The 26,239-nt window shown below is 62.7% G+C and carries 24 protein-coding genes and 1 tRNA gene; 20 read left to right on the top strand and 5 right to left on the bottom strand.

The genetic code is table 11. The features are described from left to right. The first annotated feature begins 74 nt into the window (after positions 1-74). The 6 genes from GVL04_RS04935 (at position 75) to GVL04_RS04960 (ending at position 11,127) form a co-directional block, all read left to right on the top strand. On the top strand, positions 75-3,923 hold the full coding sequence (locus GVL04_RS04935; protein ID WP_159700417.1) for an NPCBM/NEW2 domain-containing protein: 3,849 nt from the start codon (positions 75-77) through the stop codon (positions 3,921-3,923). A gap of 129 nt (positions 3,924-4,052) precedes the next feature. After that, a complete protein-coding gene (locus tag GVL04_RS04940) occupies positions 4,053-6,017 on the top strand; it encodes a penicillin-binding transpeptidase domain-containing protein (protein ID WP_235036163.1) in 1,965 nt (654 codons plus the stop codon). Positions 6,018-6,031: 14 nt separating this feature from the next. Further along, a complete protein-coding gene (locus tag GVL04_RS04945) occupies positions 6,032-7,288 on the top strand; it encodes an FAD-dependent oxidoreductase (protein ID WP_159700421.1) in 1,257 nt (418 codons plus the stop codon). A 49-nt stretch (positions 7,289-7,337) separates the two neighbouring features. Beyond that, the gene (locus GVL04_RS04950) at positions 7,338-9,020 is read left to right on the top strand and encodes an ABC-F family ATP-binding cassette domain-containing protein (RefSeq protein WP_159700423.1); all 1,683 of its coding nucleotides are present in this window, start codon (positions 7,338-7,340) and stop codon (positions 9,018-9,020) included. A gap of 155 nt (positions 9,021-9,175) precedes the next feature. Then, a complete protein-coding gene (locus GVL04_RS04955; protein ID WP_159700425.1) occupies positions 9,176-9,943 on the top strand; it encodes a DeoR/GlpR family DNA-binding transcription regulator in 768 nt (255 codons plus the stop codon). Next, positions 9,940-11,127 carry an MFS transporter gene (locus tag GVL04_RS04960; RefSeq protein ID WP_159700427.1) on the top strand — a complete coding sequence of 396 codons (1,188 nt, stop codon included), beginning with the start codon at positions 9,940-9,942 and terminating at the stop codon, positions 11,125-11,127. The genes GVL04_RS04955 and GVL04_RS04960 overlap by 4 nt, the downstream gene beginning before the upstream one ends. Here GVL04_RS04960 and GVL04_RS04965 read toward each other — a convergent pair. After that, a complete protein-coding gene (locus GVL04_RS04965) occupies positions 11,072-11,767 on the bottom strand; it encodes a phosphatase PAP2 family protein (RefSeq protein WP_159700429.1) in 696 nt (231 codons plus the stop codon). The genes GVL04_RS04960 and GVL04_RS04965 overlap by 56 nt on opposite strands. Positions 11,768-11,858: 91 nt before the next feature. On the opposite strand from GVL04_RS04965, the gene GVL04_RS04970 reads away from it, so the two are divergent. The 8 genes from GVL04_RS04970 to GVL04_RS05005 all read left to right on the top strand — a co-directional run bounded on the left by GVL04_RS04970 (position 11,859) and on the right by GVL04_RS05005 (position 21,306). Continuing rightward, a complete protein-coding gene (locus GVL04_RS04970; RefSeq protein WP_159700431.1) occupies positions 11,859-13,361 on the top strand; it encodes a bifunctional phosphatase PAP2/diacylglycerol kinase family protein in 1,503 nt (500 codons plus the stop codon). Between the two features lie 157 nt (positions 13,362-13,518). Next, positions 13,519-14,463 carry an ABC transporter ATP-binding protein gene (locus GVL04_RS04975; protein ID WP_159700433.1) on the top strand — a complete coding sequence of 315 codons (945 nt, stop codon included), beginning with the start codon at positions 13,519-13,521 and terminating at the stop codon, positions 14,461-14,463. Positions 14,464-14,465: 2 nt separating this feature from the next. Further along, positions 14,466-15,317: an ABC transporter permease gene (locus GVL04_RS04980; RefSeq protein WP_159700435.1), complete on the top strand. Its 852-nt coding sequence runs from the start codon at positions 14,466-14,468 to the stop codon at positions 15,315-15,317. Positions 15,318-15,343: 26 nt separating this feature from the next. Then, positions 15,344-16,633: a sensor histidine kinase gene (locus GVL04_RS04985; RefSeq protein WP_159700437.1), complete on the top strand. Its 1,290-nt coding sequence runs from the start codon at positions 15,344-15,346 to the stop codon at positions 16,631-16,633. Next, positions 16,630-17,322: a response regulator transcription factor gene (locus tag GVL04_RS04990; protein ID WP_159700439.1), complete on the top strand. Its 693-nt coding sequence runs from the start codon at positions 16,630-16,632 to the stop codon at positions 17,320-17,322. Before GVL04_RS04985 ends, GVL04_RS04990 begins: the two co-directional genes overlap by 4 nt. A gap of 85 nt (positions 17,323-17,407) precedes the next feature. Then, entirely contained in the window at positions 17,408-18,331 is a 924-nt protein-coding gene (locus GVL04_RS04995) for an intradiol ring-cleavage dioxygenase (RefSeq protein WP_159700441.1), read from the top strand. A 27-nt stretch (positions 18,332-18,358) separates the two neighbouring features. After that, positions 18,359-19,666, top strand: coding sequence for a M18 family aminopeptidase (locus tag GVL04_RS05000; protein ID WP_159700443.1), 1,308 nt, complete (start codon positions 18,359-18,361; stop codon positions 19,664-19,666). Positions 19,667-19,890: 224 nt separating this feature from the next. Continuing rightward, positions 19,891-21,306 carry an amino acid permease gene (locus GVL04_RS05005; protein WP_159700445.1) on the top strand — a complete coding sequence of 472 codons (1,416 nt, stop codon included), beginning with the start codon at positions 19,891-19,893 and terminating at the stop codon, positions 21,304-21,306. A gap of 78 nt (positions 21,307-21,384) precedes the next feature. Here the strand turns inward: GVL04_RS05005 and GVL04_RS05010 are convergent, their stop codons facing one another. Both GVL04_RS05010 and GVL04_RS24480 read right to left on the bottom strand, forming a co-directional pair. Then, positions 21,385-22,044, bottom strand: a complete 660-nt coding sequence (locus tag GVL04_RS05010; RefSeq protein ID WP_235036164.1) for a DUF1345 domain-containing protein — start codon at positions 22,042-22,044, stop codon at positions 21,385-21,387. A 9-nt stretch (positions 22,045-22,053) separates the two neighbouring features. After that, positions 22,054-22,215 carry a hypothetical protein gene (locus tag GVL04_RS24480; RefSeq protein ID WP_200846748.1) on the bottom strand — a complete coding sequence of 54 codons (162 nt, stop codon included), beginning with the start codon at positions 22,213-22,215 and terminating at the stop codon, positions 22,054-22,056. Positions 22,216-22,334: 119 nt separating this feature from the next. On the opposite strand from GVL04_RS24480, the gene GVL04_RS05015 reads away from it, so the two are divergent. Further along, positions 22,335-22,417, top strand: a tRNA-Leu gene (locus tag GVL04_RS05015). A gap of 69 nt (positions 22,418-22,486) precedes the next feature. Here the strand turns inward: GVL04_RS05015 and GVL04_RS05020 are convergent. Then, positions 22,487-22,825: a YnfA family protein gene (locus GVL04_RS05020; protein WP_159700447.1), complete on the bottom strand. Its 339-nt coding sequence runs from the start codon at positions 22,823-22,825 to the stop codon at positions 22,487-22,489. 231 nt (positions 22,826-23,056) lie between these two features. Here GVL04_RS05020 and rpsF point away from each other — a divergent pair, with 231 nt between their 5' ends. From rpsF to rplI, 4 genes are all read left to right on the top strand, one after another. Then, entirely contained in the window at positions 23,057-23,362 is a 306-nt protein-coding gene (gene rpsF, locus GVL04_RS05025) for a 30S ribosomal protein S6 (RefSeq protein WP_011776755.1), read from the top strand. Positions 23,363-23,412: 50 nt separating this feature from the next. After that, a complete protein-coding gene (locus GVL04_RS05030) occupies positions 23,413-23,994 on the top strand; it encodes a single-stranded DNA-binding protein (RefSeq protein WP_011776754.1) in 582 nt (193 codons plus the stop codon). Between the two features lie 128 nt (positions 23,995-24,122). Continuing rightward, entirely contained in the window at positions 24,123-24,362 is a 240-nt protein-coding gene (gene rpsR, locus GVL04_RS05035) for a 30S ribosomal protein S18 (RefSeq protein WP_003800144.1), read from the top strand. 18 nt (positions 24,363-24,380) lie between these two features. Continuing rightward, positions 24,381-24,833, top strand: a complete 453-nt coding sequence (gene rplI, locus GVL04_RS05040; RefSeq protein WP_011776753.1) for a 50S ribosomal protein L9 — start codon at positions 24,381-24,383, stop codon at positions 24,831-24,833. A gap of 69 nt (positions 24,834-24,902) precedes the next feature. Here rplI and GVL04_RS05045 read toward each other — a convergent pair whose 3' ends face one another. Continuing rightward, positions 24,903-25,325 carry a DUF1801 domain-containing protein gene (locus GVL04_RS05045; RefSeq protein ID WP_159700449.1) on the bottom strand — a complete coding sequence of 141 codons (423 nt, stop codon included), beginning with the start codon at positions 25,323-25,325 and terminating at the stop codon, positions 24,903-24,905. Between the two features lie 58 nt (positions 25,326-25,383). Here GVL04_RS05045 and GVL04_RS05050 point away from each other — a divergent pair, with 58 nt between their 5' ends. After that, positions 25,384-26,235: a PhzF family phenazine biosynthesis protein gene (locus tag GVL04_RS05050; RefSeq protein ID WP_159700452.1), complete on the top strand. Its 852-nt coding sequence runs from the start codon at positions 25,384-25,386 to the stop codon at positions 26,233-26,235. Positions 26,236-26,239 lie beyond the last annotated feature (4 nt).

Genomic DNA, 26,239 nt, shown 5'->3' on the forward strand with positions numbered 1-26,239 from the left:
CCAGCAGTGACGATTAGTGCACGTTTCGCTATGAGTTAGATCACAAAAAGTCACTCGTCGAAAGTTGGCCCCACATGTCCGCACCCTCCTTGGGCCTGTCCGGCGCTGCCCCCAACAGCTCCGGACGCGCCAAAAAAGGTTCGTTAGCCAGAAAGGCCGCGTCACTCGGCCTCGCCTCCCTCCTCCTCGCAGGAGCCATCCCCGCCCTGACCTTCACGGCCGCTGCGAACGCAGCTCCCGGTGATCCCGCTGCCATCAAAACCGTCACCCCCGAAGTGCCTGTTGATGCGGCTGGAGTACCTCTCGGTGCGGTGACCGGATTTACCCAGTCCGGCAACGTCGTCGACCTTTCCACCGAGAAAGGCGCCATCCGGGTGACCTTCCTGGACGACGGCAACTTCCGTTTGGAAGCTGATCCGAGTGGAGAGTTCACGGACCCCGCCAACACGGACCAAGGCGACCCGGCCAGGACCGCAAACATCGTGGTGGGTAAGGACAAGTTCGCCGGGACCACTCCAACCGTCACGGATGGCGACTGGCTGGTCTTGAAAACGGCGAAGATCACCGTTGAGATCAACAAAGCCACCACCCAGCTCCGGGTTGTCAGGGCTGACGGGTCACTGGTCCTGGAAGAGTCCGCTCCCATTACCTTCGGTGCCAACTCCGCCACGCAGCACCTCGCCCAGCAGGATGGCGAGCAGTTCATCGGCGGCGGCATGCAGAACGGCCGCTCCGTGCACACCGGCGCCCTCATCAACATCGCCAAGAACTTCGACTGGGACGACGACGGCTACCCCAACGCCGTGCCCTACTACATGTCCTCCAAGGGATACGGCGTCCTCCGCGACACGTTTGCCCGCGGTTCCTACAACTTCGGCGGCCAGCCCACCACCACCCACGAGGAAAAGCGCTTCGACGCCTACTACTTCGTGGGCGACTACAAGCAGTCCCTGGGCGCTTACACCACGCTGACCGGCAAGCCGATGATGCCTCCGGTCTATGCCTTGGAATACGGCGATGCCGACTGCTATAACCGCTCCAACCCGGGCTATTCGTCCTCCGGCTACGGCGATCCCGACGGCGCCAAGCAGCGCACGCCGGACGCCATCAAGACTGCGCGGAAGTTCGTCGAAAACGACATGCCCGCAGGCTGGATGCTGGTCAACGACGGTTACGGCTGCGAGTACCAGCAACTTCCGGAAACCGTAAGCAACATCGAGGAAGAAACCGACCTCAAGGTTGGTCTGTGGACCCAGCGTTCCCTGACCAACCAGGAGTACGAAGTGGGCGAGGCCGGGGTTCGGCTCCGCAAGCTCGACGTCGCGTGGGTGGGCCAGGGCTACCGCCAGGCCCTCACCGGTTGCGAGGCAGCACACGGCGGCATCGAGCAGTACTCGAATGCCCGCGGCACCTCGCTGATGGTGGAAGGTTGGGCCGGCTCCCAGCGTTGCGGCATGCAGTGGACGGGTGACCATTCAGGAAACCTCGACGCCGTCCGCTGGCAGGTCTCGGCCCTCACCGGCGCCGGCAACTCGGGTTTGGCGTTCACTACTGGTGACGTCGACGGCATCTTCGGCGGATCCGCGGAGTCCTACGTTCGCGACCTCCAGTGGAAGGCCTTCGCTCCGGCCCTGTACTCCATGTCCGGCTGGGCGGCTACTGATAAGCGTCCGTGGCTGTACGGCGACGAAGCTACGGCCATCAACCGTCAGTACCTCCAGCTCCGCCAGCAGCTCATGCCCTTCATCTACACATTGGCCCAGGAATCATCCACCAGCGGTGTTTCGATGATGCGCTCCATGGCCCTGGAATTCCCTGACCAGCAATGGTCCTACGGTGCCGAGGCGAACAACCAGTTCATGCTGGGCTCCGACTTCCTGGTGGCACCGGTCTTTACCCAGACAGATGTCCGCAACGGCATATTCCTTCCCGCCGGCCAACAGTGGGTGGATTACTGGACCGGCAAGCTCTACCAGGGCGGCCAGATCCTCAACGGCTACAACGCACCCCTGGACAAACTGCCGGTGTTCGTTCGTGCCGGAGCGGTGATCCCGCAAGGCATCGTGGCCCGCAACGCCTCCTTGGTTCCGGAAGATTCCATGATCACCTTGGACGTTTACGCCCAGGGCCAGGACACTTTCACGCTCTACGAGGATGACAAGGTCACCCGCGAATTCAAGGACGGAAAGTCCTCGAGCCAGCTGTTCGCGGTGGATGCTCCGGGCAAGGGCAACAGCAGCGTCAAAGTGTCCATCGGTGAGCGGAAGGGCGAGTACACCGGCAAGGCCGCTGCCCGGCCGTATGAACTGAAGGTCCATGCCGGTGCAGCGCCCAAGGACGTCAAGATCGGTGGAACCAAACTCACGCAACACTCCACCCAGGCTGCGTACGCGGCAGCAACCACGGGCTGGTATTTCGATGAGGCCAACAACGGAACCATCTGGGTGAAGACGGGCTCCATCGCCTCCAACCAGTCCGCAACGGTCCAGCTCCAGCAAGCTGGTCCACTGGGCGGGAAGAGCCAGGAAGACACGGCGGCCGAAGTTCGTGTGACCACCGGCCAGCAGGTCTTCCAGGATCAGGAAACCACTGTCACCGCCGCCTTCGTGAACACCGGAACCAAGGCGAAGAACAACGTGGTCCTGACTCCGGTCCTCCCTGAAGGATGGACCGTGGTCTCCTCTTCGGGCGCTACGGCGGCCAAGGTCAACGGTGGCGGTACAACAACGGCGACGTTCGTCATCAAACCCGGCTCCAGCGCGAAGGCGGGACAGCTGACCGTGCGGGTAGCGGCGTCGTACACCGCTTCCGGCTCCGCCCAGTCGGTGACCGGCGGCAACCAGATCTACGTCGCCTATGGTTCCTTGGCCGCGGCCTACAACACCGTTTCAGTCACCACCGTGGCGGGCAAGGCACTCGGAAACTTCGACGGCGGAGGGGCCACCTTCGCGGCCGAGCAGCTGGCTGCCGCCACGGTTCCCGCAGGCGGAGTCCGGCCGGGCAGCACGGTGACGGTGGACGCCGGAAAGCCCACGCAGGTGGACTACACCTGGCCTTCCGTCGGGCCGGACGTAGCCAACTCCGTGGCATTGTCCGCCCAAACGATCGCCGTCAAGGGCAAGGGCACGCACCTGGCGGTCCTCGGATCAGCGGCGGTTGGAAATGGCACCAGTCCTGAGCTGACACTGACATATGCCGATGGAAGCATGGAAAAGCAGTCCATCTTCTTCCCCAACTGGTTGCAACCGTCTGTACTGAACGGGGCCGTCCTGGCAGTGTCCGAGCAAGGTCGCAACAACGCCAACGGTCCGTCGCCGGAGTACACGCAGTACAAGTACCAGGCGTTTTCCAACACTGTCCGCTTGAACCCCACCAAGGAGTTGGCATCCGTGACGCTGCCTACTGATACGCGGGTGAAGTTCTTCGACTGGAAGGTGACCTCCCAGCCACTGCCGAACGTGCCGGTTGGCTCCGTATATGCCTCCGAGACACCCTGGGTCCAGGCGCTCAACGGCTACGGCGTGATCGGCAAGAATGTGGCCAACAAGGACTCGGCCTCGTCCCCGGACAAGCCGCTGGCCGTCAATTACACGGACCCCGCAACCGGGCAGCAGCCCGTGTTCGCCAAGGGCCTCGGTGTCCACGCAGCCTCAAAGATCACGTATTACCTGGGCGGAAAGTGTTCGAAGTTCACCTCACAGGTGGGCCTTGAGAGCGGCTTCGGCGGCAACATCATCTTCAAGGTCAACGCAGACGGCGTGAACAAGTACCAGTCACGCACGTACACGCCCGGGTTCGCTCCGGAATCCGTGTCCGTGGACCTCACGGGCGTGGCATACGTGGAATTGGTGGTGGACCCGTCCGGCTCCGTCAACGGCGCGCATGGTGTCTGGGGTGATGCCAAGTTCACCTGCGCTCCCTAGTTTGATTTCCAGGCAGCCGTCGCTTGCCGCCCCTTCCCGGGGATGGCAGGCGGCGGCTGTCCGCTTCCCGGGCACGACAAGAAACTGTCAGGGGAACGGGGCATAATGTCGCAAATGGGGAAACTGAAAATGCAGCAGGGTTTTGTCCTTGGTCTCGTAACGCTCGTGATGGCCGGTTCACTGACCGCCTGCGATGACGGCCGCGCAGGTGCGGAGGGAGCTGCCAAGGAACTCGCTTCCTCCCTGGCAGCGCTCGACGTCGGTTCGCTCGCTGTTGAGGGCAAGGACGCTGCCGCGGCAAATGATGAGCTTAAAGCCGTTTTTGGGGGCCTGGATGCCAAGCCGGCAGTCGCCTCCGGGGACGTAAAGCTCGACGGCGACACCGCCACTTTCCCGCTTAATTACAGTTGGAACATCGGCTCGGCCAAGTGGGAGTACAGTTCCGAAGCCACCCTGAAGAAGTCCGGTGACAAGTGGGCGGTTCAGTGGAGTCCGTCCTTGCTGGCGCCCGAGCTTTCCGACGGTGAGAAGTTGTCCGTCAAGACCGTTCCTGCCCAGCGCGGCCAGATCCTGGGTGCCGGCGACGCCCCGATTGTTGAGGACCGCCCGGTTTTCCGCGTTGGCATCGACAAGACCAAGGTTCCGGCTGAGCAAGCGGACGCTTCTGCGCGTGCCATGGCAGGGCTTCTGGGACTGGACGCTGAGGAGTACGCCAAACAAGTTGCTGCCTCCGGACCTCAAGCCTTTGTGGAGGGCCTTGTTCTCCGCGCCTATACGGCGGACATCAGTGAAGCGAAGATCAAAGCCATCCCTGGCGGCGTCAGCATCCTGGACTCCATGGCCCTGGCGCCCACACGGACCTTCGCCCGCGCACTGTTGGGAAGCGTTGGGCAAGCCAGTGCCGAGCAGATTGAGAAGTCCAACGGCGCCCTGCGAGCCGGAGACACCACGGGAACCGGCGGACTGCAGCAGAAATACGACTCGTTGCTGCGCGGCAAGGACGGCGTGGAAGTTGTGGCCACCCCGGCTGAAAAGACCGACGGAGAAACCCCTGGCACCAAGGTGTTCTTTTCGTCCCTTCCCGCGCCCGGTACCACCCTCAAAACGACGTTGGATCTTAAGCTTCAGCAGCTGGCCGAGGAAACCTTGGCGGGCATCGACCCCGCGTCCGCCATTGTGGCCCTCAGGCCGTCCACCGGCGCCGTCCTGGCCGCAGCGTCCGGACCGGGCAGCAACGGTTACAACACGGCAATGCTGGGTCAGTACGCGCCCGGTTCCACTTTCAAGATCGTTGATTCTCTGGCAATGTTCCGCAACGGTGCCACGCCGGACTCCAAGGTGGAATGCCCGTCAACGCTGACTGTGGACGGGCGCACCTTCAAGAACGCCGAGGGCTACCCCGAAACCTCGCTGGGCTCCGTGGCGCTGCGGGATGCGTTTGCGCACTCCTGCAACACTGCATTCATCAACGCCCGCGAAACCGTCAGCCAGGACCAACTCGAGTCGGCTGCCCAGGCTTTGGGTGTGGCAGTTGAGGCCCCCAAGCTTGGCGCTGACGCATTCCTTGGCTCGGTTCCCGGCGCCGCAGAAGGCACTGAGCACGCCGCTTCCATGATCGGCCAGGGCAAGGTCCTGTTCTCGCCACTCTCCGCAGCCGTCATGGCCGCTTCCGTAGCCAACGGCGCCCCGGTTTCACCGCAGCTGGTGCTCAACGCCGACGCGGCCCAGAACCCCGGCGATAGTGCGAGCCCCACTGAAAGCGGCTCCGCATCGCCGTCGTCCGCTTCCGCAACGGCAAGCGCTGCCCCGGCATCAACCAAGCCGATCACCAAGGAAGAAGCCGCGGCCCTGGCCGACATGATGCGCGCGGTGGTGACCTCAGGTCACGCAGGCTTCCTGGCCGAGGTGCCCGGGGCACCCGTAGGAGCCAAGACCGGTACCGCGGAATTCGGCAACGACAACCCGCCGAAGACACACGCGTGGATCGTGGCGACCCACGGCGACCTCGCAGTCGCCGTGTTTGTTGAAGACGGCGGGCTTGGTGCCACCACCAGCGGACCGTTGTTGAAGTCGTTCCTTACTGCGGCGGGCTGATCCGGAGGCGAACCATGGAGGCAAATACCCAGTGTGTAGTGGTCGGTGGAGGGCCGGCCGGAATTGTACTGGGGCTGTTGCTTGCCCGCGCCGGCGTGAAGGTCACCGTGCTGGAAAAGCATGCCGACTTCCTGCGTGATTTTCGGGGTGATACCGTCCACGCCTCCACCATTCGGCTCTTGGACGAACTGGGCCTCGGCGAAGGATTCCGTGCCCTTCCCCAGAGCAAACTGGGCAATTTCCGCCTGCCCACCGGGCCAGGCGACTCTGTGGTCCTCGCTGATTTTGCACGCCTCAAGGCCCCCTACAACTACGTGGCCATGGTGCCGCAATGGGACCTTTTGAATCTCCTGGTGGAAGCGGCCCGACAGGAACCTACGTTTACTTTGCTGATGAACACTGAAGCAACGGACTTGCTGCGGGACGACTCGGGAGCGGTTGTTGGGGTGAGGTATCAAACCCGCGATCCGCTCGCTGGTGCTGTTGTGGGAAGTGGAGAACTGTGGGCTTCCTTGACAGTGGCATGCGATGGTCGCGGTTCGGTGCTCCGATCCCAGGCCGGGCTGGTGCCGCATGAATTCCCCGTGCCGTTCGATACGTGGTGGTTCAGGCTGCCGCGTACTGCAGGCGAGGACGAACCAATTGCTTCCATTTCGCCCCGCTTTGGCGCCTCTGACGTACTGCTGAGCCTGACCCGCAAGGACTACCACCAGATCGCGTACTTGGCCGCGAAGGGCTCGGATCCACAGCTGCGGGCTGAAGGAGTGGAGGCCTTTCGGGACAAGGTTGCCAGCCTGCGGCCGGATCTCGCTGACCGAGTAGACACCATCGAATCCTTGGATGACCTCCACCTCCTGGACGTGAAACTCAACCGTCTGTCCCGATGGCATCAGCCGGGGTTATTGCTCATTGGGGATGCCGCCCACGCGATGTCCCCCGCCGGCGGTGTGGGGATCAACCTTGCGGTGCAGGACGCGGTGGCGGCGGCACGCGTGCTCGCGTCGCCCTTGTTGAGTGAAACGCTCGACGACGGACACCTCGCCGCTGTCCAGAAGCGGCGTTGGCTTCCCACCGTCATTGTCCAGACCTTCCAGCGGGTCCTGCACCGAGTGGTGTTCGCGCAAGCCATGGCGGGCAGACAGCCGAAGCCCCCCAAGCCCTTGGTCTTCGTGGTGAGGAACTTCCCTTCCTTCGGGAAGCTGCCGGCGCGAATGATTGCCTTCGGTCCGCGACCAGAACACGCGCCGGAATTTGCCCGGAGGAAACCGTAGCCGATTAACGCCGTCGAGCCTTAATACCTTGCCGTGGGAGGATTGAAACGTGGCCCATATTGACGTTTCCGGCATCGACTACTTCCTCTCCGACGGCACCCAGCTGCTCAACGGCGTGACCTTTAAGGTCCCCGACGGCACTAAGACCGCACTGATCGGACCGAATGGCACCGGTAAGACCACCCTGTTCAAGATCATCTCCGGCGACCTCACGCCGGATGAAGGCGTCGTGGGCCGTTCAGGCAACATGGGCATCATGCGGCAGTTCGTGGGCCAGGTCCGCGACGAATCAACTGTCCGCGACCTTTTGGTTTCCACGGCCCAGGCCGGGCTTGCTGCCGCTGCAAAGGCGGTTGAGGACGCAGAGCTCGCCATGATGGAGCACGACGACGAGCCCACGCAGATGAAGTACGCCCAGGCGATCGTGGACTGGGGCGATGCTGGTGGGTACGACGTCGAGACCGTCTGGGACGAAGTCTGCATGGCCGCGTTGGGGATTTCCTTCGACAAAGCACAGTTCCGCCGCGCCTCCACCCTGTCCGGTGGCGAGCAGAAGCGTTTAGTGCTGGAAGCCCTGTTTGCCGGTCCGGACGAGCTCCTGCTCCTGGACGAACCGGATAACTACCTGGACGTGCCCGGCAAACGTTGGCTGGAGGGCAAGCTCAACGAGTCCAAGAAAACGGTGCTGTTCATCAGTCACGACCGCGAGCTGCTCAACAACGCAGCTGGCCGCATCGTCACGCTCGAGCCTGGCATCAACGGTGCCGGCGCATGGATCCACGGTGGGGGCTTCGGCTCCTACGTCGAGGCCCGCGCTGACCGCAACGCCCGGTTCGAGGAACTCCGCAAGCGCTGGGACGAGGAGCACGTGAAGCTCAAGGAACTCGTCAACATGTACAAGAACAAGGCCGCGTTCCGCTCTGACATGGCCAACAGGTACCAGGCTGCGCAGACCCGCCTGGCCAAGTTCCTGGAGGCAGGACCGCCCGAGGCCTTGCCTATCGAGCAGAACGTCAAGATGCGGCTCAAGGGTGGGCGCACCGCCAAGCGCGCTGTCGTGGCGGAGAAGCTCGAACTGACTGGGCTCATGAAGCCGTTCTCCACGGAGATCTGGTTCGGTGACCGCGTTGGCGTGCTTGGTTCCAACGGATCGGGCAAGAGCCACTTCCTGCGCCTGCTCGCCACCGGCGGCACCGACCCGGAGCGGGAGCACCTGCCGGTGTCCGACGTCGTTATTGCTGAAGTGCCGCACGAAGGGGCCGTGAAGCTTGGTGCCCGCATCAGGCCCGGGTTCTTCGCCCAGACCCATGTGCGTCCTGATCTTCTGGGCCGGACCTTGCTGGAGATCCTGCACCGCGGTGACGAACACCGCTCGGGCCTCCCCCGCGAGGCTGCTGCCGGGGCGCTGGACGCTTACGGGTTGGCCGGCCAGTCCGAGCAGAAGTACGAGTCGTTGTCCGGAGGTCAGCAAGCACGGTTCCAGATTCTGCTGCTTCAGCTCTCGGGGGCCACGCTCCTGCTGCTCGACGAACCCACGGACAACCTGGACCTGCACTCGGGCGAGGCGTTGGAGCGGGCGATCGATGCCTTTGAGGGCACCGTTCTTGCCGTGACCCACGACCGCTGGTTCGCCAAGTCCTTTGACCGTTTCCTGATTTTCGGTTCCGACGGCAAAGTCTACGAATCCGAAGAACCCGTGTGGGACGAGAAACGCGTGGAGCGCGCCCGCTAACCACGGATCCACTCTCACCTACGGACGTCTTTCCGCGAACGCTCTAGCACTGGCTGCGAGAGCGTTCCGCTTTAAGCAACGAGAGGTGAGAGAGCGTCTGTGCGTAAATGATCATCACGCGTGATTAAGTGCGCAGAGATTGTTACGGTTGGAGTATGGGAACTGCTGACCGCCACCGGCTCATAGGCGAGCTGCTGCGCACGCGCGAACAAGCCACTGTGGATGAACTGGTGGATGCCACGGGGGCTTCCGGTGCCACGATCCGCCGGGACCTTGAAATCCTTGCAGCCAACGGGGTGCTGAAGCGCGTCCACGGTGGTGCACGAAGCTTGTTGGCCCGAGGAGAAAACCCAGGCTACGGGCAGCGTGAACTGGAAGACCACGAGGCCAAGATCCGCATAGCGGCGGCCGTTGACGATCTCATCAGGGACCGCGAGCACGTGTGGCTGGACAGCGGCTCAACGGCAACGGAGATCGCTCGCCGGCTGGCCACGCGCGAACTCACGGTCATGCCCATGTCCCTCCACGGCGTCGAGGCATTGACAGGACACACGACTGGCCGGGCACCCGGGCTCATTCTCCCCGGAGGCAGGCTCGTCCAAGGCGAGCAATCGTTCCGGGGACCCATGACGGAAGCCAACATCCGCTCCCTAAGGTTCGACACCGCCGTCGTAACTCCCTGTGCCCTCAACCTCAAAGATGGCCTCCTGGCGCACGACCTGGATGATGCGGCGGTGAAACGCGCCGGCCTCGAATCGGCGGCGCGGGTAATTGTGGCGTCGTCAGGCAGCAAGTGGAATGCCAGCGCGGTAGCCCTGGTTACCGCCATGGAGGCCGTGGACGTCATCGTGACAGACCATGAACCATCCCCAGAAGATCTTGCCCGGCTCAACAAACTCTCCGTGGAAGTTGTGATTGCATGACCACCAACACCAGAAGCACCACCAACGTCAATGCCGCGGCGGTGGCGACGTTCCTGATCTTCGGCATGAACGGTTTGGTTTTCGCCAGCTGGGCGGCCCGCATTCCGGCCGTGACCGAGGCCCTCAGCCTTACGTCAGGCCAGATGGGCACTCTGCTGCTCTGCACAGCGGTCGGGTCCTTGCTTGCGCTGCCATCGGCCGGTTGGGTGGTTGGCAGGATCGGCACGGCGAACACGGTTCGCGTTGCGGGGATCGTTGCGGGTGCCGCCGGCGCAGCCATTGCTTTCTCGCTGATGGCCGCGTCAGTTCCGGCCACGGCGATCGCCTTGTTCTTCTTCGGCATCGGAATCGGTTTGTGGGATGTCTCCCAGAACATCGAGGGAGCTGACGTTGAGCACCGACTCAAGCGCACCATCATGCCCCAGTTCCACGCGGCCTTCTCCGGCGGCGCCTTCCTTGGCGCGCTGATCGGCGCCGGACTGTCCCAGCTCGGAGTTGGTCTGCCAGAGCACCTCCTGGTCATCGCTGCCATTGCCGTCGCCCTCGCGCTGACGGTCCCCAGATACTTCCTGCCGCACGAGGCCGTGGAAACTCACGACGGCGGCGTGCCGGCTGAGAAGGGCCCCACGGCTTGGCGGGATGGCAGGACGCTGCTCATCGGCGTCGTTGTCCTGGGTGCCACCCTCACCGAAGGTGCGGGCAACGACTGGATCGCAAAGGCTGCAGTGGACGGTCTTGGTGCCTCCGAATCCACGGGTGCGTTGCTGTTCGCGCTCTTCGTCCTGGCGATGACGGTCATGCGGTTCCTCGGCGGCAAGGCCATCGACAAGTTCGGCCGCGTGATTGTTCTCCGGGCCAGCATGGCTGCGGCCGCTGTTGGCTTGGCGTTGTTTGTCTTTGCCGGCAATGTGATCCTCGCTGGTATTGGCGCGGCCCTGTGGGGCATCGGCGCGGCCTTGGCCTTCCCGATGGGCATGTCTGCCGCGGCTGATGACCCCAAGCACGCTGCCGCCCGGGTGTCCGTTGTATCCACCATCGGCTACATCGCATTCCTGGCAGGCCCACCGCTTCTGGGCTATCTGGGCGACCACACCGGCATCCACATGGCCTTGCTGGCCATCGGAGCCCCTATTCTGCTCGCTCTCCTGCTTGCAGGCGTCGCGAAGCCTTTGCCGCCCAAATAGTCTCGCCGGCGTTCTCCGTTAGGCATATCTTCCGGAAGCGCCACCACAGGAGCAGGACGACGCCGGCAGCAAGGCAGGCACCGCCGAGGACATCGCTCAGCCAGTGGGCCGAAAGGTAGGTCCTGCTGATCATCATGGCGATGACTCCAAGGGTGGCTATCGCGGTCATCCACCAGCGGGCGATGAGTAACGCCAGCACCATCAGGAACGCGGTGGTAGCCGATACATGCCCTGAAGGGTATGAACCGGTGTCGGTCAAAACTTGGGCACCTTCAGGCCGGCTACGCCCCACAACTGTTTTGGCCAGTTGGGTGAGCGCCAGCGCTGAGATGCCGGAAGCGGCGACGAAGATCGAGGTCATGGGTCGGCGCGCCACAACAAGCGCAACTGCGAGCACCGTCTGCAAAATCAGTGCACCCACATAACCGGCCCAGTTGAGGACTGCGTTAACGGCATCCCAGAAGGGCGAGTGCAAGGTGAAGGAGTAGGCCTGCCACATGGTGTCCACGCCGTTGAAGGCCGGCTCGCCTTGCCCTGCCAGCAACATCCCAGCTGGAACCGCAAAGGCGCACAGCAGGAGCAGACCGGGGGTCACCAACTGCCAGTCGGGCCGTTGACGCCGAAGGATGTCGCGAACCATGACTTCATCGTAGCTATGGCCGCCACCGCAAACCGGCGTTCTCCGGCGGTTGTACGCCACCGGGGCTGGCCACAAGGGTTACTGTGTTGGGATGCGAGGCTTCGTGGGCAAGGGTCCCAAACGGGTTGCACGGTTGGACCATTTACTGGTTCGGGCGGTCTCCCGGCAACCACAAGGTGACCACGACGCCTTCTTCCGCAGGCTCTCTGCCGCTGCTACCAAAGGGAAGCTGTGGTTTGGTGTCGCGGGAGTCATGGCAGCTTTCCCCGGCAAACCACGCAGGGCAGCCCTTCACGGTTTGCTCGCTTTGGGCGTTGCCTCCGGGGTCACCAACGTCATCTTCAAGCGGGCTCTCCCCCGGTCCAGGCCTCTTCCCGAGCACCTTCCGCTGTTCCGATTCGTGAATCCCCAGCCAACGAGTTCCTCCATGCCTTCCGGCCATTCAGCATCTGCAGTTGCCTTCGCTGTAGGCGCCGGAATAGTGTCCCCGGCCATCGGACTTGCGCTGGCACCTGTTGCAGCGGGGGTGGCTTACTCCCGCGTGCACACCGGCGCTCATTGGCCCTCCGATGTGGTGCTGGGTTCGGCTCTCGGTGCCGGCGCAGCGTTGGCAACACGCAACTGGTGGCCCGCCAGGCCGCCGGAGCCAACTCCTCGCCGCACTCCGGTGGAGGCGCCCGCAATTCACGACGGCGAGGGGCTCAGTATTGCGGTCAACGTCATGGGTGGTTCTTATACGCCGGAGACGGGCGAGCTTTTGAAGGCTATATTCCCGAAAGCACATATTCAGGAAATAGCGGAAGGCGAAGACATTGAGGCCACGATGGAAGCCGCAGCAACCCGGCCAGGCACCGTTGCACTGGGCGTGTGGGGCGGAGACGGAACCGTTGGCACTGCGGCTGCTGCCGCCGTCGAACATTCACTCCCGCTCCTGGTGCTGCCGGGCGGAACCCTCAACCACTTCGCCCGTGACGTGGGCACCAGCTCGATCGACGATGCCATCGAAGCGGTCACCAAGGGGCAGGCAGCGTCCGTTGATCTGGGGCACGTCATAGTCCAGCGCGGTTTGCCGGAGACTCCGGAGATCACCGAGCTGGCCATGCTGAACACCGCCAGCGTAGGGGTGTATCCCAATCTGGTCCGCAGGCGTGAGCGGCTCCAGCCGGCACTCGGAAAACCATTGGCAGGACTGGTTGCCTCCCTGCGCACCTTCGGAGTGAACTCGCCCACCACGCTCACCGTGGACGGAGTGAAACACAAGCTGTGGATCCTGTACCTGGGCCGCGGCCGGTACTACCCCCGTGACCACGCGCCGCTTCGCAGGCCCGTGCTGGACGACGGCGTCCTGGACGTTCGCATGATCACAGCGGACGAGCCGTTTGCCCGCATGCGCTTGCTCTGGGCGGTGGTGACAGGCACCGTCGCAGCCTCCAAAGTCACTCATCTGACTGAGGCCACCACCATCACCGTGGAGGCGATCGGGCAGGCTCTGGTCCTGGCCGTGGACGGGGAACCGAAGCCCGGGGTCCGCAGTGCCACCTTCACCGTGAAACCACGCGAGCTCCGCGTTTACTCACCTCTGCCGGCCGACTGACGCGATTGAACGCCTACCGGGTCATCCGCGAGGACTACCCTGACTGAACCCTGAATCATCCCTGAGACCGGCGATTTACCCGCCCTCCGTGAGTAGCGTTGTGAGTACATTCAAAACTCACTTGCACACTCATGTGCTCCGAGGAGGGAACGCTTCCATGATCGAAGCAAAAGGCCTGACCAAGGTCTACGGCGAGAAGACCGCCGTGGGCGGCGTCAGTTTCACTGTCCAAGCCGGACGGGTGACGGGCTTCCTGGGTCCGAACGGTGCCGGCAAGTCCACCACTATGCGCATGATCATGGGGCTGGACTCTCCAACTGCGGGCTCTGTGACTGTGAACGGTGAACCGTTCGCCCAGCACAAGGCACCACTGCGGGAAATCGGCGCCCTCCTGGATGCGAAGGCTGTCCACACGAGCCGCACTGCATACAACCACCTCCTTGCCATGGCGGCCACGCACAGCATCCCCACGAGCCGGGTCCGCGAAGTCATCGAGATGACCGGCCTGAGTGACGTCGCGAAGAAGAAGGTCAAGGGATTCTCGCTCGGAATGGGTCAGCGCCTCGGTATTGCCGCCGCGCTGCTGGGCGACCCGCAGACCATCATCCTGGATGAGCCCGTCAACGGCCTTGATCCCGAAGGCGTGGTGTGGGTCCGCAACCTCGTCAAATACCTGGCCTCCGAAGGCCGCACAGTCTTCCTGTCCAGCCACCTCATGAGCGAGATGGCACTGACGGCAGACCACCTCATCGTGATTGGTCGCGGCAAGATCATCGCTGACGCACCCATCGCGGAAATCATCACGGGCAAGGGCCAGGCGCGCACGCGTGTCCGAACGGACCAGCCGGAACGCCTCATGCAGCTTCTTGCCGGGACCGGCGTCTCCGTTGAAGTCCACGAGCGCGAACTCCTCGAAGTGTCCGGGCTGGATCCCCGGGGCATCGCCAGGACTGCGCTTGAAAACCAGGTCATGGTCTACGAATTGACCCCGCTCCAGGCAAGCCTGGAAGAGGCATACATGGAACTGACCAAGGACGAGGTCGAATACCACTCGCACATCACCACCGGGGCCTCGGTTCCCGCTCAGGCCGGAGGGAAATAGACATGAGCACCACCACTTTGGACCGCAGGTCCATCCGTAACTCCGTTGGTCCGGGACCGGCATTCCATCGCGTGCTGAACTCGGAATTCATCAAGTTCCGCACCCTGATGTCCACGCTGATCCTCCTGGCGTCCACGGCGATCGTCATGGTTGGTTTCGCGGCCCTCGCGGCATGGGGAACAGGAAGTTTTGCAGAGCAGGCCGCACGAGACCCCGAAGCTGCAGCAGCAATCGCAGCGCAGGGCGGGGATCTGGCCGTCAGCATCCCCACATCAGGTATTTCGTTCGCCCAACTCATCCTCGGCTCCTTGGGCGTCCTGCTCATGAGCTCCGAGTTCACCACGGGCATGGCACGCTCAACGTTTGCTGCCGTACCCAAGCGGCTTTCACCGTTCCTGGCCAAGCTCATTGTTGTGGTTGTGAGCGCCTTCCTGCTGACTGCCGTGTCCACCTACATCGCGGGCTTGGTGTCGCTGCCGATCGTGGATAGCTACGATCTCAAGCTGGATCTTGGCAGCTCACAGTCCATCAAACTGCTGCTGGTCAACAGCATCTACGTTGCAGCCGTCGCCGCAATTGGTATGGCACTTGGAACAATCGTCCGCAACTCCGCAGGCGGCATCATGAGCCTGGTGGGCATCTTCTTTGTTTTGCCGATCGCGTTCCAGCTCATCCCGGGCGACTTCTTCAAGGAAGCCAGCAAGTACCTGCCCACCAGCACGCTCAGTCCGCTGACCGCCGTCGAGCATGTCCCGGACACGCTCGAAGCGTGGCAGGCGGCCCTGGTACTCGGTGCCTGGGTGGTTGTGCCGGTAGCGCTGGCCATGATCCTGCTCAAGAAGCGGGACGTCTAGGACGGGTTGCCGTCTAGGCTCAATCCATGACTGAAGCTCCACAGGTGAAGGACATATCGGCCCCCGCGGCGGATACGTCCTTTGCTGAAATTGCCCAGCGTCGCAGGGGCAGGATCCGCCGCTACTTCTACAAGCGGCCCCGTGCGATGGATGCTGTGGTGGTCCTCTGCTACGTGCTGTTGGCCCTGCCCACCATGGTCACCTCCATCATCGACGGCAAGTGGCTCGTCGCGGTGCTGCTTGCGCTGATCGCGGCCGTGCTGATTTTCAGGCGGCGGTTCCCCCTCCAGGTGGTAGCCGCCGTCGGGCTCTTGGAAGTTGCGGCGACCATCCTGAACCCGTGGGGTTCAAACGTTTCCGCCGGCCTGTGGTTTGCGCTGTACGCGTTCGCGTCCATCAAGAAGCGCGGCATCGCCCTGGTTGTTTTCGTTGCAGCGAGCCTGCCCTTGAGCCTCCTGTACTTGTTCATGTGGACAACTCCGAGTCAGATGGGCACCCTGCAGGACGTTCCGGAGAACTTCCACCTCATCAACAACATCGCCACGGCGATCACCATCATGTTGTCCAACCTCCTGGCCACGGGCATCGGCATTTCGGTGCGCCAACGCAGGGAGCATGAGGCCGAGATCGCGGCTTGGGCGGCCCGCACCACCCAACTTGGCAAGGTGACCGAGCGGAACAGGATTGCGCGCGAAATGCACGACGTCGTGGCTCATTCGCTGACGGTGATGATCAGCCTCTCGGACGGCGCCGCTGTGGTGGTCAAGAAGGACCCGGAAAGGGCTGGCGAGGTCCTCAGCGAACTGTCGCGGACCGGCCGTGCTGCCTTGGCAGATATGCGTCGCGTTCTCGGTGTCCTGCGTGACGATTCCGGGAGGCCGGCACCGCTCACGCCGCTCGCATCCGGGCACAACCTGTCGAAGCTCCTGGATGGGTTCCGAACCGCGGGGCTGCCGCTGCATTATGCGCACACTGGACCAGCTTTACCGGCGGACCCGGCCTTCGAACTCACTGTCTACCGAATTGTGCAGGAGTCACTGACAAACGTCCTGCGGTACGGACGCTCGTTGAGCCGTGTGGATGTCCAGGTGGCCCGCGCCGGCGACTTGGTCACCATCGAAGTGCTCGACGACGGCCGCGGAACCCGCGAAGGTGGCAGCGAATCCATGGGCAGCCTGGGGACTGGCCAAGGTATTGCCGGGATGAATGAACGTGCCGGAATCTATGCTGGAATCGTTACTGCCGGTCCAGGAAAAAGGGGAGGCTGGGCGGTCCACGCCGAGCTCCGCTGGAACGGCGACAAGGGGGAATCATGACAGAAGACATCATCAAAGTGCTGCTCGTTGACGATCAGCCGCTGCTTCGGATGGGGTTCCGGCTGATCCTGGAAGGTGAAGACGACCTCCACGTTGTGGGCGAGGCGTCCGATGGCGTCGAGGCCGTTCGCCAGGTGGAAGCCCTGCACCCGGACGTCGTGCTGATGGATGTACGGATGCCCGCCATGGACGGGATCGAGGCGACCCGTCGCATCTCGGATTCCGGTTCGGACGCCCGGGTCATCATCCTCACCACCTTCGATCTTGATGAGTACGCCTTCACCGGTTTGCAGGCCGGGGCCTCAGCGTTCCTGCTCAAGGACGTGGCCCCCTCGGAACTGGTGCATGCCGTGCGTCTGGTAGCCAGCGGCGATGCCGTGGTTGCTCCCCGGGTAACGCAACGGCTCCTGGAAACGTATGTTCGTGGCGGTGTGGTGCCCGGCCACTCGCCCAGCCCGCACCGGGATCCGCTGCTGGACGAGCTCACGCCGCGTGAAACCGAGATCCTCACTACCATCGCCGAGGGTCTGTCCAACGCGGAAATTGCCCATAAGTTCTTCCTGTCCGAGGCCACCGTGAAGACCCACGTGCGCCGGATCCTCAGCAAGCTGCAGTTGCGGGACCGTGTTCAGGTTGTGGTGTACGCGTACGAAACCGGGCTTGTGGTGCCGAGCAACCCGGACTACTGAACCGGAATCAGCGCTGTTCGGGATTCACAGTCCCACCACAGTTTGCCCATGTACAACCCATAGGGCGCACGCGTTTCATGGATGCATGACTTCTCCTCAACAACCGTCCAGGGAACCAGCCGAACAAGGTCAGCCTCACCCCGACCACGACCGCGGCCTTGAGTTCGACCTCTCCACTCTGCTGAGCCGGCGTCGCACCCTGGGGGTTTTCTTCGGAGCGGGAACCGCAGCCGCCCTGGCGGCTTGCACCCCCGGGACGGGAACAGGCAGCAGCGCCACGCCGTCGAGCACCACCAGCGCTACTGCCACCGCGACGGAAAGCACGACGGCGGCCGCCTCACCTTCGGCGACCAGCACTGTGACACGTGCCATCGCAGAATGCGGTGTGGAGATCCCCGAGGAGACACTCGGCCCGTACCCGGGGGACGGTTCCAACGGGCCAAACGTCCTAGAAGCTTCGGGAGTGGTCCGCCGCGACATCAGGTCCAGCTTCGGCACCTCAAGCACCAAAGCTGAAGGGGTGCCACTGACCGTTACCCTGACGCTGCTGGACAACGCGAACGGCTGCTCACCGCTGGCAGGTGCTGCCGTATATGCCTGGCATTGCGACCAAGACGGCAAGTACTCGCTTTACGATTCGGGCGTGGAAAACGAGAACTACCTGCGGGGCGTTCAGGAGGCTGATGCCAATGGACAGCTCACGTTCAGCACGATCTACCCTGGTGCGTACAACGGCCGTTGGCCACATATTCACTTTGAGGTATTCGAATCCATGAGTAACACCAGCGCTGCCGGGCAGGTGCTTGCGGTTTCGCAGATCGCACTCACCGAGGCAGCGTGCAAGGAGGTCTACGCAACAGACGGTTACGAATCGAGTGCCCGGAACTTCCCCAACACCTCGTTGACCTCGGACAACGTATTCGGTGACGACGGTGGTATATATCAGTTGGCGAATATATCCGGGTCTGTTGCGGGAGGCTTTACAGCCGCTCTGAACGTCATCGTCTGAGCCGACAGCGGGGCTAGACTCGGGGGCATGCCTTCGAATGACTCCGCAGCAGTTGACCACATCACGGACCTCGGCGCTTACGTCTCGGCGTCGCCTTCAAGCTTCCACGCGGTCCACGAAGCCGCGCGTCGACTGGACGCGGTTGGATTCACAGGCCTTGATGAACTGCAGCCGTGGGGTGGCGGAGCAGGCAAGTTCTACGTGATCCGCGATGGCGCACTCATCGCTTGGGTGACTCCGGAGAACGCCGGCCCCACCACGGGATTCAACATCCTGGGTGCCCACACTGACTCACCGTCCTTCAAGCTCAAGCCAAAGCCCACCACGGGTAAATTCGGGTGGCTGCAGGCCGGCGTCGAGGTGTACGGCGGGCCGCTCCTGAACTCCTGGCTGGACCGCGAATTGCAGTTGGCCGGGCGCTTGGTACTGCGTGATGGTACCCAGCACCTGACTGCCACCGGCCCCCTCCTTCGCTTCCCGCAGCTGGCCATCCACCTGGACCGTGGGGTCAACGACAACGGTCTTCACTTGTCCAAGCAGCAGCATATGAACCCCATTTTCGGCCAGGGCGATCCGGCCGGGGAGGATCTGCTGGCATTGCTTGCCCACCGCGTTGAAGGCGCCACCGTTGATGCTGCCGAGATTGGCGGGTACGACGTGGTGGTGGCAGACACACAGGCGCCGGCGGTCTTTGGGGCGAACGGTGAGTTTTTCGCTTCAGGGCGCCTGGACAATCTTTCTTCCACTCATGCTGGCCTGGTCGCGTTGATAGCGCATGGCGCCGCCGCACCGGCCGATGGTCCGATCGCGGTCCTTGCTGCCTTTGACCATGAAGAGATCGGCTCCAACTCGCGCTCGGGCGCGTGTGGTCCCATCCTCGAAGACATCCTGGTGCGCATCTCCGACGGTCTTGGCGCCTCGGTGAGCCAGCGGCGGCAGGCGCTGGCGGCGTCGTTCTGTGTATCCGCGGACGCCGGCCACGCAGTCCACCCGAACTATGCGGAGAAGCACGATCCCGCGAACAAGCCGCTGCTGAACGGCGGCCCACTGTTGAAGATCAATGCCAACCAGCGCTATGCCACCGATGCCACAGGCGCCGCACTTTGGGCCCGTTTGTGCGACGAAGCCAATGTGCCTTATCAGGAATACGTTTCTCACAACGATCTCCCGTGTGGCTCCACCATCGGTCCCCTGACCGCAACCCGCCTCGGAATCCGGACGGTGGATGTGGGCATCCCGCTGCTCTCGATGCACTCCGCCCGCGAACTGTGTGGCGTGGAGGATCCGAAGAGGATGGCTGAGGTTTCGGAGTTGTTCTTCCGGACTGCCGCCTGAGGGAAAGCCTCAAGCAGTCATTTCAGGGCCAATTCAAAAGTTTCCTATAGGAAACATTAGATGCCCTGAGGTTTACATTTTGTGCATAGTCCCTGTTTGGGAGAAGGCAAAATGTTCGGTTGCACAGGAACGGCATCGATCCAGCAGGTTAGCGTGAATTAGTCATGTGGCCCGTGGCACACCACTGAGGCCAATCCCCAAAACCTAAAGGACGGCGCCGATCCATGCACGCTGACCAACAGCTTTCCAAGTCCCTGAAGCCACGTCACCTGTCCATGATCGCCATTGCCGGCGTCATCGGAGCAGGTCTGTTCGTAGGCTCCGGCGCTGCCATTCAGCAGGCGGGCCCGGGCATCCTCGTGGCCTACCTGGCTGCAGGGCTTGTGGTCATCCTCGTCATGCGCATGCTTGGTGAGATGGCTGCGGCCAACCCCGAGACCGGCTCGTTCTCCACATACGCTGATAAAGCCCTTGGCCGCTGGGCAGGGTTCAGTATTGGCTGGCTCTATGCGTGGTTCTGGATCATCGTCCTCGGCATCGAGGCAACGGCGGGTGCCGCCATCATGCACCGCTGGGTTCCCGGCGTCGATCAATGGATCTGGGCATTGGTTCTCATGGTCCTCCTGACCCTGACCAACCTGGGCTCCGTGAAGTCCTACGGTGAGTTTGAGTTCTGGTTCGCGTCCATCAAGGTTGCCGCGATCGTCATCTTCCTGCTCGCCGGTATTGCCGCGATCCTCGGCCTGATGCCGGGCGTTTCCGCGCCGGGTGTTGCGAACCTCCTGGATCAGGGCGGCTTCATGCCGAACGGGCCCGGCGCTGTCCTGGCAGGCATCCTCGTGGTGGTCTTCTCGTTCTTCGGCGCCGAAATCGCCACCATTGCCGCCGGTGAATCCGAGAATCCCGTGGACGCCGTCAAGAAGGCAGTGAAGTCCACAGTGTGGCGCATCCTGATCTTCTACATCGGATCCATCGCCATCGTAGTGACGCTTCTGCCGTGGAACGACGCCTCTGTTGCCAAGAGCCCGTACGTTGCTGTCATCGAGCTCTACGGCATCCCGGGCGCCGGCACGATCATGGACATCGTTGTCCTCACCTCGGTGCTGTCCTGCCTCAACTCCGGCCTCTATACCGCCAGCCGCATGCTGTTCTCGCTCTCGCAGCGTGGCGATGCTCCCAAGTCCTGGATGAAGATTTCCAAGCGCGGCGTTCCTGCTGCAGCGGTCCTCGCCTCCACCGTGGTTGGTTTCGTCACGGTTGGCCTGAACTACATCGCCCCGGACACGGTGTTCCTGTTCCTGGTGAATACCTCGGGCGCCATCGCCTTGTTCGTGTGGCTGGTTATCGCAACGTCCCAGCTCATCCTGCGTAAACGCATGGGCGCTGCGGCCAAGGACCTTGATCTCAAAATGTGGCTCTTCCCGTACCTCACGTGGATCGCCATCGGTGCCATCGTGGCGCTGATTATCGGGATGGTCATCATCGAATCCACCCGTGAATCGCTGTTCCTGTCACTTGCGTTGGCAGCAGTCGTCGTAGCCATCGGCGTGTTCCGCTACCGCAAGCGTGGCGCCACCCCAGCCGAGGTGACCACTACGGATGCCGAGCGGGCCGAGGTTGGTTCCGGACCGGCGTCGTAAGCGTCTTTGCGCGGGACAGCCGCCGTCAACGTTCGATGGCGGCTGTCCCGTTTCGCTTTAACGGCACCAAGGCAGCAGCTACTGCGCCAGTCCGATGACCAGGTTGATGGTGACGGCCAGGATGACAGTGCCGAAGAGGTAGGACAGCAGGCTGTGCTTCAGGGCTTCGGCGCGGATCCGATGATTGCCGAGGTTGGTGTCCGATACCTGATAAGTCATGCCCAGGCTTGTGGCGAGGTAGGCAAAGTCCGTGTACTGGGGCGGGCGGTCCTGATTGAAACTGATGCCGCCCACTTCACCGCCGGCGTCGGCCTCCGGGCTGTAGTAGAGCTCCGCGTAACGCAGGGTGAAAAGCGTCTGTACCAGCATCCAGGACAGGGCCACGCAGGCCAGCGCGAGAGCCGCAGAAGACAGGCGTGCGCCTGTTCCTTCGGTGTGCGAATTGACGATCACGGCGGCCACAGCTGCAAGGCTGGCCAAGTTTGCCACGAGTATCAGCAGGTCCGTGACTCCCCTGGACGGGTCCTCGGAGGTGGCGTGTTGCTCAGTCTGGGCCGGATCCAGCCGGGCGATCACCAGCCATACCCAGGCCACGTAGACCAGCGCTGCCACGGCCCAGCCGACTGCAGGAGCATCCACCCAATTGCCGGGGACTCCGGTGGCGATGAAGGCCACGGCGCCGGCTAGAACCATGACGACGAAGCGCAGCCGGCTCCGCCTCACCCTGACCTTGTCCATGCGCTCACCCTAGCCAATGGGAAAGTCTGTTCGGCGTGACGTTTCGCGTTTCTTGTCTGCCTGGAGGATGCCGTCCCGAACGCCCGCACGGATGACGAAGTACAGGGCGTAGAGCCCGATTGCAGCGAAGACAACCGTCAAGACAAGGGCATTCAGGGGAGTGGCATCCATGGCCCCACCCTAGCGGGACGCCATCAAGGGGGCAGGAATCCACGGAATGCCGTTCCTCGTGTTAGTGTCTTTGTCGCTGTCGAGGAGAAAAACGAAACGCTGGTTCTCCTGATCACCTTGCGCGGGTGGCGGAATGGCAGACGCGCTAGCTTGAGGTGCTAGTCCTCGAAAGGGGGTGGGGGTTCAAGTCCCCCTCCGCGCACAAGGAAACCCCCGGAAGGTCATCTTCCGGGGGTTTTGTCGTCTCTGGACCAGGCGCCCGGGTGCTGGCCTAAGCGCCTGACCGTGGTGCAAACATGATGACGCCCACGCCCACGATGCAGATTGCCGCCCCGATCACGTCCCAGCGGTCCGGGCGGAATCCGTCCATCAGCATTCCCCATGCAAGCGAGCCAGCGATGAAAACGCCCCCGTACGCGGCCAGGACCCGGCCGAAATGCGCGTCCGGTTGAAACGCTGCGAAGAATCCGTAGATCCCCAGAGCCACGATTCCGAGCCCGGCCCACCACCATGCTTTCCCCTCGCGCACGGCCTGCCAGATCAGCCAGGCGCCGCCAATCTCTGCGACGGCGGCCAAAACGAAGAGGACGATGGACTTCAGGGCGGTCATGGTCCCAGTATTCCGTGCTCCGGCGCCGGGTTATCCACATACGCAATCTGGCCGGTTCCAGCTCCGGATCCACTCGAATAGCTTTGGGTGCAGGAGATGCACTAAGATATTGAAGTCTGTGTTGCGCCCTCCTTCCGAGTCTTCGGCGGGGGAGCGAGCCACAGCATCGCAAATGAACCTCCTGTTACGGAAATACCGTAACCGCTTAGCCCAAAGGAGGTGGGTTCACATATGCGTCCTTACGAATTGATGGTAATCATCGACCCCGAGGTCGAAGAGCGTACCGTAGAGTCGTCGCTTCAGAAGTTCCTCAATGTCATCACCACCGATGGTGGAACCATCGAAAAGGTAGACATCTGGGGCCGTCGCCGTCTGGCGTACGACATCAAGAAGAAGTCCGAAGGTATCTACGCAGTGGTGAACTTCACCGCAGCACCGGCTACCGCCAAGGAACTTGATCGCCAGCTGTCTCTCAACGAGACGATCATGCGCACCAAGATCATCCGCCCTGAAGACCAGAAGGTCGTTGCTGAGTAATCAGCCCCTTCAAGATCTTTACTACGCAGGAACGAACAAGGAGGCAGTAGATGGCAGGCGAAACCACTATTACGGTCATCGGTAATCTCACCAATGACCCCGAGCTGCGGTTCACCCCGTCTGGCTCAGCAGTAGCGAACTTCACCATCGCTTCTACTCCCCGGACCTTTGACCGCCAGTCCAATGAGTGGAAGGACGGGGAAACCCTGTTCCTCCGCGCATCGGTATGGCGCGAAGCAGCTGAGAACGTGGCCGAGTCCCTCACAAAGGGCATGCGCGTCATCGTTTCCGGTCGTTTGAAGAGCCGTTCCTACGAAACCAAAGAAGGCGAAAAGCGCACCGTAATCGAGCTTGAGGTCGACGAAATCGGCCCCAGCCTGCGTTACGCAAACGCCAAGGTAAACCGTACCCAGCGCTCCGGCGGTGGCCAGGGTGGCTTTGGTGGCGGTAACGCCGGTAACTCCGGTGGCTTTGGAGGTGGCGCTCCTGGTGGAAACCAGGGCGGCGGCAACTCCGGTGGAACCTGGGGTGGCAACCAGCCCGCACAACAGCAGGATGACCCCTGGGCTACGCCCGGTGTCAGCAATGCTGGCGGCTGGGGCAACGGCCCCGATTCCGAACCTCCCTTCTAAACAAAAAATAAAAGTCCGACGCCGGACACTCACCGGAACTGCCGCAAGGCACCATGGTGCCAACCGCCGTCGAACACCACCATCCCGTGGATCAATATCCACGGGCTCCATAGAAAAGGAGCTCCACGATGGCTAAGGCTGAACTCCGTAAGCCCAAACCAAAGTCCAACCCCTTGAAGGCCGCTGACATCACTGTCATCGACTACAAGGACGTAGCACTGCTGCGCAAGTTCATCTCCGACCGCGGAAAGATCCGCGCTCGTCGCGTCACTGGCGTTACCGTTCAGGAACAGCGCAAGATCGCCCAGGCAATCAAGAACGCCCGCGAAGTTGCTCTGCTGCCTTACTCCGGCGCTGGCCGCGGCTAAGGGAAGGGATTAACTAACATGGCAAAGCTCATTCTGACCCACGAAGTAACCGGTCTCGGTGCTGCTGGCGACGTTGTCGAGGTCAAGGACGGTTACGCACGTAACTTCCTGCTGCCCCGCGGCTTCGCTCTGACCTGGACCAAGGGTGGCGAGAAGCAGGTTGAGTCCATCAAGGCTGCCCGCGCCGCTCGTGCGCACGCTTCTGTTGAAGCTGCACAGGCACAGGCCCAGGCTCTGTCCTCCAAGAAGGTCAAGCTCGAGGTGAAGGCCGGCGAGTCCGGTCGTCTCTTCGGCACCGTCAAGCCTGCTGATGTCGCTGCTGCTGTTGAAGCCGCTGGCCTCGGCGCCATCGACAAGCGCAACGTTGAACTGCCGAACCACATCAAGTCTGTCGGTTCGTACACGGCCAACGTTCGCCTGCACGAGGATGTTTCCGCTGTTATCGACCTCGAGGTCGTCGCAGCAAAGTAGTCTCTGACTGCACCTGAAAGCCCCCATCACCGGATTCCGGTGGTGGGGGCTTTCTGTTCGGCGGGAGATCTAGGGTGTGTGGAATTCGTCCATGACGTGTTGGTAGCCCGTGCGGATCATCTCGGCGAGGACGCCGCGGTCCACGTCGTCCAGTTTGTTCACGTAAAGGCATGCGGTGCTGGTTTTGTGCTTGCCGAGTTCGGGAAGCAATCGGTCTGCGTCGGGGCCCTCGGTGACTCCGTACAGGACCAGGTTCGCCTTGCGTGGTGAGAAGCCGACGGCAGCGGCGTCTCCCTCGCGACCGCTGTCGTACTTGTAGTGATAGCTCCCGAAACCGACGATCGTCGGGCCCCACATCACGGCTTCCTGCCCGGTGATGTCCCGCATCATGTCCAGCAACTCGAAACCGTCTTCGCGCCGCTTCGGATGCTCCACGGAGGCCAGGAATTCTTCCACAGACACGTCCGTGGGCTGGGTCTTGTTCTCTGCCATGCTGGTAGTTTCGCAGACGCGGGGCAGGCCCGCCAGCAACCGGTGATAGCCTGCAGCGGTGACTTCAGAAGCCCCGCGCAGCCGCCCTTTCCACCAAGTGGACGTCTTCTCCGACGAGCCTTACCTCGGCAACCCGTTGGCCGTCGTGATCGACGCAGAAGGCCTCAGCAGCGAGAGAATGCAGCACTTCGCCAACTGGACCAACCTCTCCGAGACGACGTTCCTCCTGCCTCCGACTGACCCCCAAGCCGACTACAAAGTTCGGATCTTCACGGGCAGCGAGGAGTTCCCGTTCGCCGGCCACCCCACGTTGGGTTCGGCGCACACGTGGCTCCAGGCCGGGGGAGTGCCCAAGACTGACGGCGTCCTGGTTCAGGAATGCGGTGCGGGTTTGGTTCGGGTGAAGCAGGACGCCGGCAGGCTGGCTTTCGCTGCACCGCCGCTGACACGCTTCGCCCCGGTGGACCGCGGCGTCCGTGCCCAGCTCGCTGCCGGCCTTCGGCTCCCAGAGGCCGCATTGCTGGATGCATCGTGGCTGGTCAATGGCCCGGAGTGGATCGGCGTGCTCCTTGAATCAGCCGAGCAGGTGCTGGCCATCGAGCCGGACCTCGTGGCCATGGGTGACCTCAAGGTCGGGGTAATCGGCCCTCATCAGGCGGGCGCCGCCGTCGACTTCGAAGTCCGTACCTTCATTCCGGGCGATGCCATGGTGGAGGACCCGGTGACGGGCAGTTTCAATGCCGGCGCAGCCCAGTGGTTGATCGGCAGCGGCAGGGCGCCCGAGGAGTATGTGGCGGCTCAGGGCACTGCACTGGGAAGGGCCGGGCGAGTTCACGTCAAAGCCGAGGATGGCGAGATCTGGGTGGGTGGAGCGTCGGCCACCTGCATCGAAGGCACGGTGCTGCTCTAGGCCG

It is taken from the genome of Arthrobacter sp. 18067 (assembly GCF_902706295.1).
In the GTDB taxonomy this organism is placed as follows: Bacteria; Actinomycetota; Actinomycetes; order Actinomycetales; family Micrococcaceae; genus Arthrobacter.